Source organism: Candidatus Proelusimicrobium volucris (assembly GCF_959605025.1).
Taxonomy (GTDB): Bacteria; Elusimicrobiota; Elusimicrobia; order Elusimicrobiales; family Elusimicrobiaceae; genus Proelusimicrobium; species Proelusimicrobium volucris.
This window is the reverse complement of the sequence record NZ_CAUHCY010000002.1, coordinates 17,924-34,191: the sequence shown is the minus strand read 5'-3', so window position 1 is coordinate 34,191 and position 16,268 is coordinate 17,924. Positions and strand designations below refer to the sequence as shown.

At 45.1% G+C, this 16,268-nt stretch carries 17 protein-coding genes and 1 tRNA gene; 7 read left to right on the top strand and 11 right to left on the bottom strand.

The annotated features are described in order from the left end of the window. Positions 1-32: 32 nt before the first annotated feature. Positions 33-803 carry a TIGR02757 family protein gene (locus tag ACQY3M_RS02200; RefSeq protein ID WP_428065828.1) on the top strand — a complete coding sequence of 257 codons (771 nt, stop codon included), beginning with the start codon at positions 33-35 and terminating at the stop codon, positions 801-803. 73 nt (positions 804-876) lie between these two features. Here the strand turns inward: ACQY3M_RS02200 and ACQY3M_RS02195 are convergent, their stop codons facing one another. From ACQY3M_RS02195 to dapA, 8 genes are all read right to left on the bottom strand, one after another. Then, positions 877-2,124, bottom strand: coding sequence for a cytochrome c biogenesis protein (locus ACQY3M_RS02195; RefSeq protein WP_428065826.1), 1,248 nt, complete (start codon positions 2,122-2,124; stop codon positions 877-879). Between the two features lie 10 nt (positions 2,125-2,134). Continuing rightward, positions 2,135-2,620 (bottom strand): hypothetical protein, encoded by a 486-nt coding sequence (locus ACQY3M_RS02190; RefSeq protein WP_428065824.1) that lies wholly within the window; start codon positions 2,618-2,620, stop codon positions 2,135-2,137. After that, positions 2,610-3,113, bottom strand: a complete 504-nt coding sequence (locus tag ACQY3M_RS02185) for an RNA polymerase sigma factor (RefSeq protein ID WP_428065822.1) — start codon at positions 3,111-3,113, stop codon at positions 2,610-2,612. Before ACQY3M_RS02185 ends, ACQY3M_RS02190 begins: the two co-directional genes overlap by 11 nt. 86 nt (positions 3,114-3,199) lie before the next feature. Further along, positions 3,200-4,606 carry a UDP-N-acetylmuramate--L-alanine ligase gene (locus ACQY3M_RS02180; protein WP_428065820.1) on the bottom strand — a complete coding sequence of 469 codons (1,407 nt, stop codon included), beginning with the start codon at positions 4,604-4,606 and terminating at the stop codon, positions 3,200-3,202. Further along, entirely contained in the window at positions 4,603-5,271 is a 669-nt protein-coding gene (locus tag ACQY3M_RS02175) for a 4-hydroxy-tetrahydrodipicolinate reductase (RefSeq protein WP_428065818.1), read from the bottom strand. Before ACQY3M_RS02175 ends, ACQY3M_RS02180 begins: the two co-directional genes overlap by 4 nt. Next, a complete protein-coding gene (locus tag ACQY3M_RS02170) occupies positions 5,272-6,147 on the bottom strand; it encodes an aspartate-semialdehyde dehydrogenase (protein WP_428065816.1) in 876 nt (291 codons plus the stop codon). Beyond that, on the bottom strand, positions 6,144-6,872 hold the full coding sequence (locus ACQY3M_RS02165; protein ID WP_428065814.1) for a hypothetical protein: 729 nt from the start codon (positions 6,870-6,872) through the stop codon (positions 6,144-6,146). Before ACQY3M_RS02165 ends, ACQY3M_RS02170 begins: the two co-directional genes overlap by 4 nt. Continuing rightward, positions 6,869-7,753 carry a 4-hydroxy-tetrahydrodipicolinate synthase gene (dapA, locus tag ACQY3M_RS02160; protein WP_428065812.1) on the bottom strand — a complete coding sequence of 295 codons (885 nt, stop codon included), beginning with the start codon at positions 7,751-7,753 and terminating at the stop codon, positions 6,869-6,871. Before dapA ends, ACQY3M_RS02165 begins: the two co-directional genes overlap by 4 nt. Before the next feature lie 100 nt (positions 7,754-7,853). On the opposite strand from dapA, the gene sppA reads away from it, so the two are divergent. Together sppA and ACQY3M_RS02150 are read left to right on the top strand one after the other, a co-directional pair. Next, on the top strand, positions 7,854-8,924 hold the full coding sequence (gene sppA / locus ACQY3M_RS02155; protein ID WP_428065810.1) for a signal peptide peptidase SppA: 1,071 nt from the start codon (positions 7,854-7,856) through the stop codon (positions 8,922-8,924). 9 nt (positions 8,925-8,933) lie between these two features. Then, a complete protein-coding gene (locus tag ACQY3M_RS02150) occupies positions 8,934-9,497 on the top strand; it encodes a hypothetical protein (protein WP_428065808.1) in 564 nt (187 codons plus the stop codon). On the opposite strand, the gene tilS is transcribed toward ACQY3M_RS02150, so the two are convergent. After that, the gene (gene tilS, locus ACQY3M_RS02145; protein WP_428065806.1) at positions 9,478-10,221 is read right to left on the bottom strand and encodes a tRNA lysidine(34) synthetase TilS; all 744 of its coding nucleotides are present in this window, start codon (positions 10,219-10,221) and stop codon (positions 9,478-9,480) included. The genes ACQY3M_RS02150 and tilS overlap by 20 nt on opposite strands. A 66-nt stretch (positions 10,222-10,287) precedes the next feature. Between tilS and ACQY3M_RS02140 the strand changes: the two genes are divergently transcribed. Then, the gene (locus ACQY3M_RS02140; protein ID WP_428065804.1) at positions 10,288-10,665 is read left to right on the top strand and encodes a response regulator; all 378 of its coding nucleotides are present in this window, start codon (positions 10,288-10,290) and stop codon (positions 10,663-10,665) included. An 81-nt stretch (positions 10,666-10,746) separates the two neighbouring features. On the opposite strand, the gene ACQY3M_RS02135 is transcribed toward ACQY3M_RS02140, so the two are convergent. Both ACQY3M_RS02135 and uvrB read right to left on the bottom strand, forming a co-directional pair. Next, positions 10,747-11,310, bottom strand: a complete 564-nt coding sequence (locus ACQY3M_RS02135) for a biotin--[acetyl-CoA-carboxylase] ligase (RefSeq protein ID WP_428065802.1) — start codon at positions 11,308-11,310, stop codon at positions 10,747-10,749. A 9-nt stretch (positions 11,311-11,319) separates the two neighbouring features. Next, on the bottom strand, positions 11,320-13,338 hold the full coding sequence (uvrB, locus tag ACQY3M_RS02130; RefSeq protein ID WP_428065800.1) for an excinuclease ABC subunit UvrB: 2,019 nt from the start codon (positions 13,336-13,338) through the stop codon (positions 11,320-11,322). A 148-nt stretch (positions 13,339-13,486) separates the two neighbouring features. Here uvrB and ACQY3M_RS02125 point away from each other — a divergent pair. The 3 genes from ACQY3M_RS02125 (at position 13,487) to dnaX (ending at position 16,268) form a co-directional block, all read left to right on the top strand. Beyond that, positions 13,487-13,558, top strand: a tRNA-Val gene (locus tag ACQY3M_RS02125). Positions 13,559-13,577: 19 nt separating this feature from the next. Next, positions 13,578-14,255 carry a MarC family protein gene (locus ACQY3M_RS02120; RefSeq protein ID WP_428065798.1) on the top strand — a complete coding sequence of 226 codons (678 nt, stop codon included), beginning with the start codon at positions 13,578-13,580 and terminating at the stop codon, positions 14,253-14,255. Between the two features lie 93 nt (positions 14,256-14,348). Next, positions 14,349-16,268 (top strand): DNA polymerase III subunit gamma/tau, encoded by a 1,920-nt coding sequence (gene dnaX / locus ACQY3M_RS02115; RefSeq protein WP_428065796.1) that lies wholly within the window; start codon positions 14,349-14,351, stop codon positions 16,266-16,268.

Below are 16,268 nucleotides of genomic sequence, written 5' to 3'. Positions count from 1 at the left end.
TCTATATAGTAACAAATTGCTAGAATTTATTTATGATAACGCGCGAGTGTTTGGATAATATATATCATAAATATAATAAATTTGAACTCATATCGCCCGATCCGCTGCAGTTTGTTCATAATTACAAATCCGACGCGGATAAGGAAATAGTCGCTTTAATTGCCGCCAGTTTCGCTTACGGCAATGTAAAGCAGATAATAAAAACCGTTGATAAGATTTTATCAATTTTGGGGCCTTCGCCCAAAGATTTTATTTTAAAAACTTCGCGTGGTGATTTGCAAAAACTGTTTAAAGGTTTCAAATACCGCTTTACCACTGAAGAAGAACTTATAAACCTGCTTTTGGCTGTTAGGGCGGCGCTTAAGGCGTACGGCAGTTTGGAAAAGATGTTCCTTTCTTTCTATAAGGAGAAGGGCGATTTTTTGTTTGCGGAGCGCGCCTTTGCCGCGAAGTTAAGAAGCTGCGGCAAAATGGATACTCTTATCCCCAACCCCGCAAAGAACAGCGCTTTAAAAAGACTTAATTTGTGTTTGCGCTGGTGCGTACGCAAAGACGAAGTTGACCCGGGCTGCTGGCGCGAAATACCTGCATCCGCTCTTATCGTACCGCTGGATGTGCATATGCACAGGGTAGGGAAAATGCTGGGGCTTACAAAGCGCAATCAGGCGGATATGAAAACAGCTTTGGAAATTTCCGCTTCCTTCGCGAAGCTTTGCCCCGAAGATCCGATAAAATACGACTTTTCTCTGACTCGCTTCGGCATTAGGGATGATATGAGCGAAAAGGATTTGGAAAACATTTAAAACTTAAACGATTTCTTATTTGCCAAAACAAAAACCCCCGACTTACGTCGGGGGATAATCAGCAGAAATAATGCTACATATTTGTTATAAGCAGTATCAACAGGCCCAAGAACAGTAAACATAAAGCCAGCTTGGTAAGGCCCAGGTGCTTCTTTAGGAAATCATTAAACCCTTTGGATTCATAGCCCATTACGCTTAAAGCCAAAATCACTATCAGCGGTACGATGAACATCAGATTGTATATTATGAGATAGAGCATAGCTCTGATAAAATGGGCGTCCGCTTCTTTAAGGATTAAGGCTATTGTCGGCAAATATACTTGCCCTGTACATACGGCTTCCACCAATGATACCACAAAGCCTACGGCCAAGGCCGCCAATACCAGCCTTAGCGTGCTTTTCTGTTTATCCCTTAAAAAGAACCTCATAACCTTATGGATATACTCTTTATAACTCTTTGGCAGCTGGAGTAATATTTTATTGTGGTCTTTCGTTTTTTGATAGATTATAAAGTCATACAAACTGAGCAGTAAAAACAGTGCGCACAGCGCTATTGTCAGCCATTTAAAAATCATCATTACGTAATAAAAGGAACTCATCGCATAAAGGAAGTTGAATAAACCCAATCCTATGGCTATATAAGCCAGGAATACCGCCAAACAATAGGCCGAGCCTACTAAAATGACTTCTTTCCTTTCGTATTTGTATACCGCCAGAAAGGAAACGAAAAATACTATTACCGCAAAAGCGCAGGGGTTAACGCCGTCTATCAAACCCGCCGCTATTATGGCCCAGAAGGTGATTTGTTCAAACATATTTAAAGTATCTTCTTTGCTTACGCTTGGCGCGATATCGTCATTCTCGCAAGAAGACTCGCTTTGAGTTTGGTTGTTAAGATCTTCATTCTTGCATTGTTCTATATATGCTTTTGTGCCAAAGTAAGTCCTCTCATTGTTTGCGAGCGCTTTTTTTATGGCGGCGTCGACGCCTGTTTTAATGTCGGAGGGATATCCCATTAAAACGCTTTTTCCCACGACTAAACAAGGTACGCCTGCGGAATTGACGTCAATTCCGTATTCCGTAATGGTATCATTAAAGATTATGTTTACGCCCGCTTGGCTTATATCATATTCCACGAGTTTTACCGTATCTTTGTATTGTTCCTTAAACTCGTTTAGATACTCTTTTTTAAGTCTTTGGCAGTGCCCGCACCAAGGCGCGGTAAACAATGCAGCTTCAAGCGTTTTGGTTTGTTCGGCAAAAGCCGAAAAATTTAAAGCGCTTAAAGCGAATATCGTAAGCAATAAGATTTTTTTTAACATTATTTTTCTCCTAACAGCGCACATCGTAAGACATTATGGGATGTACGTTCATTTTAAATTTTTCTCCGCAGTCGTCAAGCTTTTTCTTTTCCGCCCGAGTCAGTTTTTGATTGGATTGCTCCAACTTTTGGTTTAAACTGTAAATTAAATTGTTGTTATATTCGTTCAATACTTCTTTGGGGCATTTTGCCATTATCAGTTTGCCTTGCTCGGCCGCCTGTTCAAACCAATATCTGGTGGAAAGGTCAATGCACTCTTCTTGGGTTACTTCAGTGTCTTGATAGACTGGGAGTTGAGCTTTGCCCTTTTGGATAGCAGCCGTTCTGGGCCAGAACACAAGCGCGGCAAAAATGGCGGCTGCACCGGCCATAAGCCATAAGGCGCGGGCCCCGCTTTTGCGTTTATGGATCTTTGCGTAAACCTTATTTTGGGCAAAGCCTTTTTTATCGAAATCCGCATTTTTATATAACTGTTCTATTTTTTCTTCAGGCGACATGTTCCGCCTCCAATAAAATCCTTAATTTGTTTACCGCTCTGTTAATTATGGTGCCTACATTGCTTGCGCTGATATTAAGCATTTGGGCGATTTCTTCGTTTGACATTCCGGAATAGAACTTTAAAGCCAAAATATCGCGGTAATTGCTTTTCAGTTTTCCCATCGCCAGCTTCAGTTTTTCTTCCAAATCTTTTTGTTCCGCCGCCGTTTCCGGATTGTCTTCCGAGTTTTTAAAATCCTCTTCAAAAGCGGAAATCGAAAGAACCTTCCTGACGTAATATAGGCGGAAATAGCTGTTTACCTCGTTTCTGGCTATCGTAAAAAGCCATTGACGAAAATTGCCTTTGCGCGGGTCGTAAGAGTTTTGTTTGTCAAATACTTTCTGCCAGGTTTTTGACGCCAAATCTTGCGCCAGATTCTCGTCTTGCGTGCGCAACAATACATAAGCGTAAACGGGTTTGAACATTTCTTTGTAAACAGCGTCAAAATCCATAATAACCTAACCGCCTTCGTTAATACTACGCTCGGCGAAATAAAATGTCACACTCAAAAAACCGGCTTTTTAAAAGCCGGCTTTCGTTAAAACTTTTTGCCTACGTTCATCAGGCATTGTCGGCACGGCTTTTTGGAGTAGTCTTTCTCCTCTATCGCCTTAAATATTTGTTTGGCGAAGTCCGTCAATGTCGGATCCCTGGCGCCCATTACCAATACGACGTCGCCAGGTTTCGCGCTTGCGGCTATGTCGGCTGCGGTTTCGTTCCTGCAGGGGAGGAATTTTACCGGCACGCCGTTATGCTTTAAGCCTTCGTATATCAATTTGCTGGATATATGTTCGGGGATGGTGCCGCCGGCGTAATATATTTCGCTTAGCCAGAGAGTATCCTCCTTTTTTATCTGTCTGGTAAATTCTTCTATAAACTCTTTAAGCAGCAGCTGTACGGAAGTAAAAGCGTGCGGCTGGAAAAACGCCAATACCCTTTTGCCTCGTAAATGTGCCGCTTTTAAAGTGGCGGCCAATTTGTGAGGGTTGTGGGCGAAGTCGTCGATTACTTCTATCCCGTTTATCTTGCCTATGGTGTTAAAGCGTCTGTAAACGCCCTTAAATTCTTCCAAGGCTTTGGAGCATTCCTGCAAAGACATGCCCATTTCCAAAGCAGCCGATATGGCTCCCAGCGCGTCTTTTACGTAATGCTCGCCGGGCAGATTGATGCGGAATTTTTGGCCGCGTACGGTAAAATCGGAGCCGAACCCGTCAAGGCGTAAATCGTCGGCGGTCAAGTCGCCCGTTTTAAGGCCAAAAGTTTTACATTTGCCGCCGATTTCCTTTAAATTGTCTTCTTCGGCGTTGATTATAAATTGTCCGCAGTTTATGCTGAATTTTTGGAAGTATCCTTTAAGAATATTAAGTTCTTTATGGTCTTTGGCCAAGTTCAACATTACGCCTATTTTGGGGTGGTAGTTTACCAAAGTGCCGTCGGACTCGTCTGCCTCTATAACCAAAATGTCGCTTTTGCCTTTATAGACATTGCCAAAATATCCTTCCGCCTGCAAAGAGAGCAAAACGCCGCCCGTGATTAAAGAGGGTTCTTTGCCCGCTTTTCTTAAAATTTCAAACAGCATGGCGGTGGTGGTGCTTTTGCCGCTGGTGCCCGAAATGGCTATCGTATAGGATTCTTTTACGTGTTTGGCCAAAAGGTCGGAGCGGTGCAATATCGGTATGGAATATTTTTTTGCCGCCTGTATTTCTATATTGTCGGGCTCTATGGCGGAAGTCAAGATGACGGCATTGGTGTTTTCGTCTATGCCGCTGCCGTCTTGAGGATATAATTTAACGCCCAGTTTTTTAAGTTCTTTCCAAACGGGCAAGTCGGTAAAGCCTTTGTTGATTAACCTGTCGGAGCCGGTAACTTCGTCGCCCGCCATAGCATGCAACTGTGCCAGGGCGCTCATTCCGATTCCGCCTATTCCTACAAAATGAATTTTCATAATAAGTTCTCCGTAAAATCTTTCATATCGTAAAAGCCCGGCTTTTTGCCCGCCAGCCATAAAGCTATTTTTACGGCGGACGCGGCGAACAGCCGCCTGTCCAGGGCTTTGTGGGTTATGGTTATAGTTTCGTCGCCGTTATGCGAGTGTAAATCCAATATATGCGTACCGGGAACTGTCCCTATACGCTCAAAGGTAATTTCCTCCTGCGGGAAGTTTATCAGCTTGGCCAAAGCTTTTGCGGTGCCGCTGGGCGCGTCTTTTTTTTGAGCGTGGTGAGCTTCGTGCATTTTAGGTTCGTAGTCTTTAAAGAGAGAGCACGCCTCTTGCAGCAGCTTGCCGAACAAAAATACGCCTATGCTTACATTGGCGCTGTAAAATACGGGGATTTCTTTCTCCTCTTTAAGGTTGGAAAGAAAAGCTTCATCCAAATTAGTGGTACCGCAGAGAAGAGCGGCCTTTATCTCTTTCGCCGTCTGATAAGCAGCCAAAGCGCCCGAAGGCAGAGAAAAATCGATAATCACGTCCGCTTTTGGCGCGGGCTGTGCGGTATCTTTATCCCTAAGCTGTACTATGCGGGCTTTATCTTGGTATTGTTCCTCGATAATTTGTTTTATTAGGAGGCCCATTTTGCCTTGCGCGCCGTTGATGATTATATCCGTCATTTAAAAATTCTCCAGCAGATACTGCGCTATCTGTCTGCCGTTGAGTGCGGCGCCTTTGAGAAGATTATCAAAGGTTATCCAGAAATGCAGAATATTTTTGTCCTCATAGTCGCGTCTTATTCTGCTTATGAATACTTCGTCTTTGCCGGCGACTTCTTTGGGGGTGTATATTTTGCCGTCGCATATTACTCCGCTTTGCGAGGCAAACAAATCCTGTATGCCACCCATATCAAAATCTTCCTCGGCCCTAAGCGTAACGCCCAGACTGTGGCTGACCATAACCGGCACACGCACGGTGTGCGGGCGCACTTTTATATCGGGCAGGCGCAGTATTTTGCGCGTCTCGTTTATGCCTTTAAGCTCCTCGGAAGTAAAACCGCTAGGCTGAATAGACCCTATTAAAGGCACGCAGTTGGCCTGATATAAAGAACCTTCGGTATTAAAATCCTCTATTAGCTTTTTGCCGCCGCCGCTTATCGCCTGATAGGAACAGAAGAAAACTTCCTTTAGGGTGTATTTCTTTTTTAAAGGGTTTAAAGCCATCACAAGGCCCGTAGTCGTGCAGTTGGGGCTGGCTATCAGGCGGGTGTCTTTGGTGATGGTGTCGGCGTTGATTTCCGGTATGACAAGCGGCACTGAAGGATCATTCCTGAATTTGGCCGACATATCTATTATAAACCCTGCCTTATCTTTGAGTTCTTTGGCCAAGACTTCGCTTACCGGATCGTCTGTACACAGAATGGCGATATCGCAGTGCGAGGGTTTTTCCTCCCTGCCGTAAGCTTGTATTTCCGCTTTCGCGTCCATGCGCGCAAGCTCTTTGAGCATCAGTTGGCCGACTTTCCCGGCCGCTCCCAAAACAGCTATGGTTTTCATCTTATAATCGTCCCCACTTCTCCCGTTTTATAGTATATTATCCTGATTTCCACGTTCTTTTCTTTTGCCAGTTTGATGGCGTCCGGGTGCAGAACATTGGCACCTTCAAGAGCAAGTTTGTACATAACGTCAAAATCCATAAGGTTAAGCTTTTCGGCGTCTTTGTTTTTGTTTGGGTCTTTGGTATATACGCCGTCTACGTCTTTTATCATCTCGACATGGTCCGCGCCGAGCTGGCTGGCTATAAATACCGCCGAGACGTCGCTGCCGCCCCTTTTAAGAGTGGTGATTTCCTTATTCTCGCCTATGCCCTGAAACCCCGCTATTATCGGGATATGGCCTTTGTCGAGCTCCTTTTGCAGGCGGTCGCTGGTTATGCATTTGATGTCCGCACCCGCGTGTTCTGGCGTAGTAGTAAGCCCTATTTGCGAGCCCGTCAAAGACACCGCCGGCAGATTTATGTCGTTTAAAGCTATCGATAATAATGCCACGCTTATCCTTTCGCCCGTGGTTATCAGCATATCAAGTTCGCGCTTGTTGGGGTTCTTGCTTAAGGAATAGGCATTATCCAGCAAAATATCGGTCATATTGCCGTTGGCGGAAGCTACCACCACAGGCAGAATACCTTGTTCCACTCTTTGCTTTATCAAATTGACGGCAAGAAGTATTTTTTCTTTATTGGCCAGAGTATTCCCGCCGAACTTCAATATGGAAATCTTTTTCATATAAAAAATTCCTTAGGATAATTTTCGAACATTAAATCCAGCGCGTCTTTCGTTTTTGGAGAGAGGTCCCCCAAAGGCAGGCGCACCTCTTGCGAGCAAAGCCCCAGTTTGGAAAGCAGATACTTGGAACAGGTGGGGTTAACCTCGAGGAAACTGCCGCTTATTATCGGCCACGCCACCCTGAAAATCTCCATAGCCTCCTTGGTTTTGCCTTGTTCGAACAGATCGTAAATCTTGACCATGGCAGGCGCCATCGAGTTGCCCGCCGCCGTTATCAAACTGCGTGCGCCCAGGCCCAAGAATACGGGCCAAAGGTCGTCGTTGCCGCAGATGTATTCTATCCGCTTTGCGGCAAAGGATACCGCCGTTTTTACGATATGCGTTATGTCGTAGTCAGATTCTTTTATAGCCTTTATCTGCGGTACGGCCTCAAGCAGGGTTCCCAAGAAATCTTGGCTTAATTTCTGCCCCGTTCTGCCGGGTATATGGTATAAAACTATCGGCTTGCCCGCTTGGGCCGCCAAGGAAAAATGCTTTATCATTCCGCTTAAGTTGGGCTTATTGTAATAAGGCGTTACGATTAAAAGCGCGTCGGGATTGTAAGCGGAGGCGAGTTCGACGTTCTTTAACGTTGTCTGCGTATTGTTGGAACCCGCACCTATTATAACTTTGGCGCGGCCCGCGATTATTGGACAGGCGAAATCCAAAATCTGTTTCTTTTCTTCAAAGGACAAGGCGGGCGTTTCCGCCGTAGTGCCCAAAAGCACGAAGCCTTTTACCCTGCCTTTGATTTGGCGTTCTATTATTGCGCCAAGGGCGTCAAAATCTATTTTCGAATTTTTAAAAGGCGTTATCAGCGCCGTATAAATTCCCTCAAACATAAGCCCTCCCTTTTGCTTAAGTAAATTGTATCATTTTATTGATATAATTAAAGTTAACGACAATTCAATTTCAATTAACCTTTAATCGGGAGTATTTTTGATGGAAGAAAATAAAGAAAATCCAATTCAGGCCTTGCTGGCGGAAGAACAGCCTAAAGAAACGAAAACTAAAAAAGAAGGCCGCGCCATAAAGATTTGGCTGACCGTTTTGACCGCGGTTTTTACTTTATCTATGATCAGTGGCTTGTACTTGGCGCTTACGCCGGGAAAAACGGTGCGTTTGGCCGATTCCGGCAAAGAGGAAGGCGCGGCGGCTGCAGGCAAAGGGGAATCTTTGTTTAAAAAACTCTCTGCGGAAGAAGGCGCCGCGGTAGTAAAAATAAGGGGTATTATACAAGAAGGCGGCGACAATGGATTTTTCTCCAAACAAAACAGCGCTTCGGCCATATCCAGGAGGATAAGGGAGCTTGCCGATAAAAAGGAAGTAAAAGCGCTCTTGCTGGATATAAATTCGCCCGGCGGAACGGTGGCCGCGGTGCAGGATATTTACAATTCGATTTTATTTTTTAAGTCCAAGAATAAACCCGTAGTCGCTTTGTTTAGGGACGTCGCGGCAAGCGGCGGCTTCTACGTGGCGATGGCGGCGGACAAAATAGTCGCCCAGCCCGGTACGATGACGGGTTCCATCGGCGTAATTATGCAGGCCAACAATATAGAGGGTTTATTCGATAAATTGGGCATAAAAGTTACGCCCGTCAAATCGGGCAAGCATAAGGATATAGGTTCGGCCTACCGCCCGATGACGGAAGAGGAGGCTGCCCTCTTGCAGGAAATGATAAATGAAACCTACCAGCAGTTTTATCAAGCGGTTCGCCAAGGCCGCCCGAACGTGGAGGAGCAAATGCTGCCGATATACGCCGACGGACGGGTGTTTACCGGCGCTCGCGCCAAGGAGATCGGCATGATAGACGCTTTGGGCGGGGAAGAAACGGCTCAGGATATATTGTCCGAGCTTACGGGAATAAAAGACATTAAATTATTGTCCGTACGTCCAAATAACTTTATGGATTTGATTTATATGAGCGGCGCGTCTATGGAAAACAAATTGGGTCTTTCTTCCAAGATAGAGGATTTTACTACGCCGAAAGTTTCGTATCTGTGGACGTATTAAGGCGGTTTTATGAATTTTATCAATACGGTTTACGATTTTGTTACGGAGCCTTCAAAGGCCGTTGACGATATAATAAAAACGCGCTCGCTGTTTATGGCGTTTTTGGGGTATGTTACTGGCTCTTTAAGCATAATGATAATGCTGGCTTTAGGTGCGGGCGGGATGAGCAATTTCGGTTTTACATTTGCGTTTTTCGGGGTATTGCTTGCCGATATATGTATAGGTTTTTTTGTAGCTTCAAGCGCGCATTTGCTGTTAGAGCTTTCTACGGGCAAAGGCAGTGCGGCGGGTTTGTTTACGCTTATCGGGCTTTCGCAGTTTTCTTTGACGCTTTTGGTCAGCTTCGCTTTAGTGCAGGCGGCTTTGCCGGCCTTGGCCGCTCTTAAAGGCTTTGTTGTAGTGATAGTGGCGGTTTTACAGCTTTGTTTTATCTTGTATATGATGAACAAGGCTTACGGCCTTTCCAAGGTAAGGACATTTTTTACGCTTGTGCTTTCGCTGGCGCCTGCGGTATTAAGTATGTTTATGGCCGGCGGCGCGGCTTTAGCGCTGATTATTTATCTGCTGTTTTAGGGCTTATATACTTATATAAATCTTGCGAAATATCGTTAATGTGTTTGCGGATTTGGGGCTGTTTCTGTTCCAACAGGGGCAGCAGCGTGCCGCGCACCCAGTTGCGGGTATAAGCCTGGTCGGAGTTGGTTTCATCGTTAATAAAAGAAAGTTTATGCTCTTTTATGTAAGAGTTTACTTCCTCGCGGGTAATGCATAAAAAAGGCCTTACTATTTCCAGCTTGCCTAGCGGCCTTCTTATGGGAATACCCAGCAGGCCTTTGGCTTTTGTCCCGCGTAGGACGTTTAGGAGGAAGGTTTCGGCATTGTCGTCAAGATGATGCGCGAGAGCGATTTGCTTGCAGCCGCATTTTTGAGCCGCCTGAACAAGAGCCTCGTAGCGGGCTTTCCTGGCGGCGTGTTCCACGCTCAAGTTTTCTTTTTTCGCCAAAGCCTTAACGTTTACTTTTTTTAGAATGAAAGGGATATTTAATTTTTTAGCCAGCTCTTTGGCGAAAGCGGCGTCTTTGTCGGCCGCTTCTCTAAGGCCGTGGTGAACGTGGCAGGCATATACGGGGAACTGCTTTTTTAAGCCTAGCTGTTTGACGAAATGTGCCAAAGCTACGGAGTCCGCCCCGCCCGAAAGCCCTACCAATACGCCGATTTTCGGTTTAAAGAAAGCGTTTTGCTTCTCAAATTTAATCAGCGTTTGCCAGGTTGTCGCTTGGAAATTGGTTTTATCCATAAAATTTATTCCAAAAAAAGTATAATTGATTTAATAATTATATAAATTTAACAACATGGGGGAAATATGACACAGTTAAAGAAGAGAATAGTTATTATCGAAGATGAAAGAGATATCCTTGAATTGTTAAATATGATATTAAGCCGCAGCGGGTATGAGGTTTATCTCTGCGACAATGGTCGCAACGCCCTTGATTTAATAAGGAAGGTAAGGCCGCATTTGGTCTTGCTGGATGTAATGTTGCCCGGCTATGACGGTAAGGCGATAGCTTCGGCGATGTCAAAAGACGAAGATTTACAGGGTGCTTCCATAATGATCGTTTCCGCGTTGGAAGAATCGGAGAAGATGTTTACAGGCAATCCGCAGGTAAAAGACTTCTGCCTTAAACCTTTCAGGACCAGCGTTCTCGTGGAGAAAGTGAAACGCATTATGGGCGACGCTTAATCTCTTATTAATTAAACGATAAAAAGCCGCCTTAGGGGCGGCTTTTTGTTTGCCGTATCGTTTAAATTATAGTGTGGGAAATTAAGCGATATTCCAGCTGACGTATTCTTTGGCGAAATTCTGCAGAAATTTTTGCAGCAGTTCTTGATTGTCCGCCTGCTTTTTCGTCAGTTGTTTTACGCTTGCGGCATTAAGTTTTTTTGACGGGGTATTGTTTGTGTCGATGCCTATTCCCAGTGCTATCCAATCAAGGCCGCCGTCGGCCTGGGCGGAAGTTTCTATCAAAATGCCGGATATTTTTTTGTATTCCTTCCCGTCGAAAGCCAAAACGTCGTTGGGCAGTTTTATTTTGCTTTTGATATTGTAAAGGTCTTTAAGCGTTTGGGCTACGGCCCGGCCGGCTTTTATGCTTAGCAGATCAAGCGGCATGGTTTTGGCGTTGGGGCGCAGTATAAGGCTGAAATACAAGCCGCCTTCTTTAGACTCCCAAACTCTTTCAAAGCGGCCGCGTCCCGCGGTTTGCTTTTTTGTGATTATTAAAATGCCGTCCTCTTTGCAGAGAGGCGCAAGCTCTTTTGCCACGTCTTGGGTGGAAGAAGTTTCTTCAAGCTGTATTGTTCTGTTTACGGTAAATTTAAAATCCATATATAAATTTTACCTTTTTTTGGCGGGTTTTTTTGGAGTTTTTACCGCCATGTCTTTAAGTTCGAACAGCCTGTCGCGCAGCTGCGCGGCCAGTTCGAAGTTCAAATTGTCGGCGGCATCGCGCATTTGCCGTTCGGTTTCTTTTATAAGAGCGGGCAGATTTTTTGCCTGTGGCGCGACTTCGCTTAAAGTGTGTATCATAGATAAGGCGCTGGATTGGCTTTCCTGTTCAAATTCCTTAAGTTCCACTTCCGCCTTCTGTATAGTTTTAGGCTGGATATTATGCTCTTTGTTGTAAGCCTGCTGCAAGGCGCGCCTTCTGTCCATTTCGTCGATGGCGTATTTGATGGAGGGCGTTTTTCTCTGCGCGTATAGCAAGACTTCCCCTTCCACGTTCCTGGCCGCGCGCCCAGCGATTTGTATTAAAGTCGTTTGATTCCTTAAAAAACCTTCATTATCCGCTTCAAGTATTGCCACCAAACCCACTTGCGGAATGTCGATGCCTTCCCTTAAGAGGTTTATACCGACCAATACGTCAAAAACTCCGCGCGAAAAATCTTTAAGGATTTCTATTCTTTCCAAGGAATCTATATCGCTGTGCAAGTATCGGGCCTTTACTCCCTTTTCCAAAAGGAAAACGGAAAGATCCTCCGCCGTCTTTTTGGTTAGCGCAAGAACAAGCGTTCTTTGCTTTTTTCGGGTTTTGTCTTCTATGCGCAAGAGCAAATCGTTTATTTGTCCTTCCGCGGGCAGAAGTTTTACGGGCGGATCCACCAGCCCCGTAGGGCGGATTATTTGTTCCACTATATTATTGCCGCTTATGCTTAACTCATAGGGCCCGGGCGTGGCGGACACGAAAACGGTGGAAGGCAGCAGGCTTTCAAATTCGTCAAAGCGCAGCGGCCTGTTATCCAAGGCGCTGGGCAGGCGGAACCCGAAGTCTATAAGCATTTGCTTCCTGGCTCTGTCGCCGTTGTACATGCCGCGGATTTGCGGGACGGCCACATGCGATTCGTCTATAAATACGATAAAATCGTCATATCGTTTGAAATAGTCAAACAGGCAGTTCGGCCTGCTGCCGGGCGCGCGCAGCTCCAGCTGGCGGGAATAGTTTTCTATGCCGGGGCAGAAGCCGGTCTGTGCCAGCATTTCTAAATCGTAAGCGGTGCGCTGTTTTATGCGCTGAGCTTCCACAAGTTTGTTTGTGTGCTCGAAAAATTTTACGCGCTCGGCGCATTCCAATCTTATGGAATTAAGGGCTTCTTCCATTTTTTCGTCTTCGGATACGAACTGCTTTGCGGGCGAAAGCCAAACTTCCTCAATTTCGTTTACCGCATCGCCGGTAATAGGGTGTATTTCCTGTATGGATTTTATTATGGGGCCTTCTATCTTAACCCGCAAAGCGTTTTGCGAATAGGGCGGGAATACGTCTATAAAAGGGCCGCGTATTCTGAATTTGCCCTGTATAAATTCCGTTTCGTTGCGTTCATATTGTATCTTGATAAGATGCTTGGTGAAATCGGTTCTGCTAAGAGTCCCGCCTATTTTAAGATGTATCCTAAGTTTTTGGAAACTTTCCGGCGAGCCTATATTATAAATGGAAGAGACCGAAGCTACTACGATAGTGTCTTTTCTGCTTAGGAGGGAATTCGTCGCTTTAAGTCGCAATTTTTCTATATGATCGTTTATGGCGGCGTCCTTTTCTATGTAAAGATCGGTTTGGGGTATATAGGCCTCAGGCTGATAATAGTCGTAGTAGGAAATAAAATATTCCACGGCGTTTTCCGGGAAAAACTGTTTAAATTCGCTGTAAAGCTGCGCGGCCAGCACTTTGTTGGGCGACATTATCAATACCGGCCTTTCCATTTTCTCGATTACGTTTGCCATGGTAAAAGTTTTGCCGGAACCGGTAACGCCGAGCAAAGTCTGGCGGGATACGCCCTTTTTTATATTATCGGCAAGCCGCTCTATGGCTTTAGGCTGGTCGCCCGAAGGGCGGAATGGCGAACTTAATTTGAATATACCCATAACATAATTATATAAATAAAAAAAGTACTGCGCCGAGCGTATAATAATATGCGGGAAAAAGGGGCTTTTTGCAAAAAGCGGAATATGGAAAGGGTTTTATATTTATGGTAAAATATATTTAATAACTTACAGCTTTTAAAGTAAGTAAGGGCAGTTGGCGCAGTGGTAGCGCGTCCGCCTCACACGCGGAAGGTCACAGGTTCGAACCCTGTACTGCCCATATTATAAAAGGCAAAAAAATGTCAATAGATTTTCCTTTAATATTAAACTTCTTTATAGCTGTGCTGGCCATATTGAACCCCATCGGCAATGTGCCGATATATCTTGAACACGTAAACCAAGATTCCACGGACGTACAGAAGAATATCGCCAAACTTTTGACTTTGTCGATATTTATCATCTGCGTATTTTTCTTTTTTATAGGGCAGCCGTTTTTGAGCTTGTTCGGTATAAGTATACCCGCGTTCAGAATAGCGGGGGGGATACTTATTATGACAATAGGTTTCCGCATGTTGCACGGAAAGTCCAAATTCGACAATGAGGGGTTGGAAACAAAAGCTACTACTACCAATTCTTTCAAACAAGCTACGGAACGCCTTAGCAGTTTGATAGTCCCGTTGGCGATGCCGATATTCGCCGGACCCGGCGCTATTACTACGGTTATATTGTATGCTCAAAAACCGCATAATTTTATTACCGTGGTGGGAATGATAATCGCTTTAGCGGCGGCGTGCTTTGTAATAGGGTTGGCTTTGTATATGTCGCGCTGGGTGTTTAGAATACTTAAGAATAATGGTATGCAGATAGTTTCCAGAACTATGGGTTTGATACTTTGCGCCATCGCGGTGCAGTTTGTGATACAGGGTATCGCCCAGCTGATACCCGGCTTGATAGATCCCACATATCTGCACAGTTAAAATATTTGCCGTTTAGGCATTATGCGCTTTTGCGGCATATTTTTTTGTGCATAATCGGTTTGAAAAGTAATTTTAATTTAATATCATAATGGTATGGCAATGACAGAGGAAACATTATCTTCAGGGCAGAGCGGCTATATAAGCCTAGCCAATAAATACAGGCCCCAAAGTTTTGAGGAGGTCGTCGGGCAGGAAAGCGTATCGACCACACTGAAAAACGCTATAAAATCCGGCAGGATAGCGCACGCCTATCTTTTTTACGGGCCGCGCGGCTGCGGCAAGACGACTACCGCCAGAATATTGGCTAAAGCTTTGAACTGTACCGGCGCCGGCAATGATAAGCCGACGGCAAGCCCGTGCGGGAAATGTCCGCAATGTTTGGAGATAGCCTCTTCAAGCGATATGGACGTTCTAGAGCTTGACGCGGCAAGCAATACCCAAGTGGAAAAAGTACGCGAAGCCATAATAGATACCGTAGCTTTAGCCGCGGGCCGAGACAGATACAAAGTGTTTATCCTGGACGAAGTCCATATGCTTTCTTCTTCTTCCTTTAATGCTTTGCTAAAGACGATAGAGGAGCCGCCGGCGCACGTTGTTTTCATTTTGGCTACTACCGAGTTGCATAAAGTGCCTTTGACGATTTCTTCCCGCTGTCAGACTTTCCGCTTCAAACCGATAACGGAAGAGGAAATATCTTCCCATCTTATGGATTTGGCGGGTGCTGAAAATATAGAACTTGACGAAGAAGCCGCTGCTATAATAGCCAAAAGTGCGGGCGGCGCTTTAAGGGACGCTTTAACGATTTTTGATAGGGCGATAGCCTTTTCCGGCGGGAAAGTAAATAAGGAATTAGTGTCGCAAATGCTGGGGATATTGCCTCAGGATCTGGTTAAGGATTGTGTGGAAGCCATAATAAATAAAGACGCAGCGCGCCTGCATGGCGTATTTGAAAAAGTGAGAACGGAAGGGTTTGACTCTCTTAGTTTGCTTAAGGACGTTAAAAACGCGTTTGGCGAGATTTTTTATCTTTCTCTTAACAGCGGCAAAGAACCTTACCCCGGCGCAAAAGAAATTTTAAAACAAACTACACCCACCCATATAGCTGCTTTGACGCGCAAAATATCCAAATTGACCGATGAGGTAAAATTCTCGGATACGCCCGCTTTGGCGGCGGAAGTAGGTTTGTTTACCGTTATGCAAAACAGCATAGATATAGACTCCTTAATCGCCCGCTTGGAAGCTGTGGAACAAGGCGCCGCGGGTGGCGAATCGGAAAAAAAAAGCCTAAATGATATATCTTCCCCGGTTTATGCGGAACCTTTAAACAAAGCCAAAAGTTTTGACGAAATAAAAAAAGAAATTTTTAACTCCGATGCTCCTGCCATGCCCAAAGCGGCCGAGGTGCTAAGAAAGCCGATTTCCACGCCGGTGAAAGCCAATAGTTATGATGCTTTGAACGAAGTGAAAGCGAAGGCAGAGGATAAAAACTTAGACAATAGCAAGGCAAATCCTTTGGACTTCTCTTCCCCCTTGGAGGTCTGGCCTGCTTTCAAAGATGATTTGGAGCAAAACTACCCGCTTATTTGCGAAGCGGTGAAAGCGGCGCAGGTTTCTTTCCCTAAAAAAGACGAGTGGGAACTAACCTTTAAAGAAAGAGAATCCTATTTAAAAGATATTGTTCAGGGCCGTATGGGCGACTTGGAGGAATCGGCCTTAAGGGTGTGCGGCGTAAAAATAAAATTTAGACTAGCTGTATCTGCCAAGAAAAACTACTCTTTTTTGAAGGAGTCCGCCCCTGAGCCCGAAAAGAAGAAAATCCCTTCCGTAAAACCCGTTGAAGCCAAACCCGCCGCAAAGGCTGATGACGGAGGGGATATAATCAGCTCGGAAGAAGCTTTTGTAGACGGCGATTACGGCGGGCGTCAAGAACCCGCCGCTTTAAGTGAGCAAGCCGTCAGCCCGAAAGTAAACGAAATTTTGGACATTTTTGACGGACAAATAATAAACGGATAA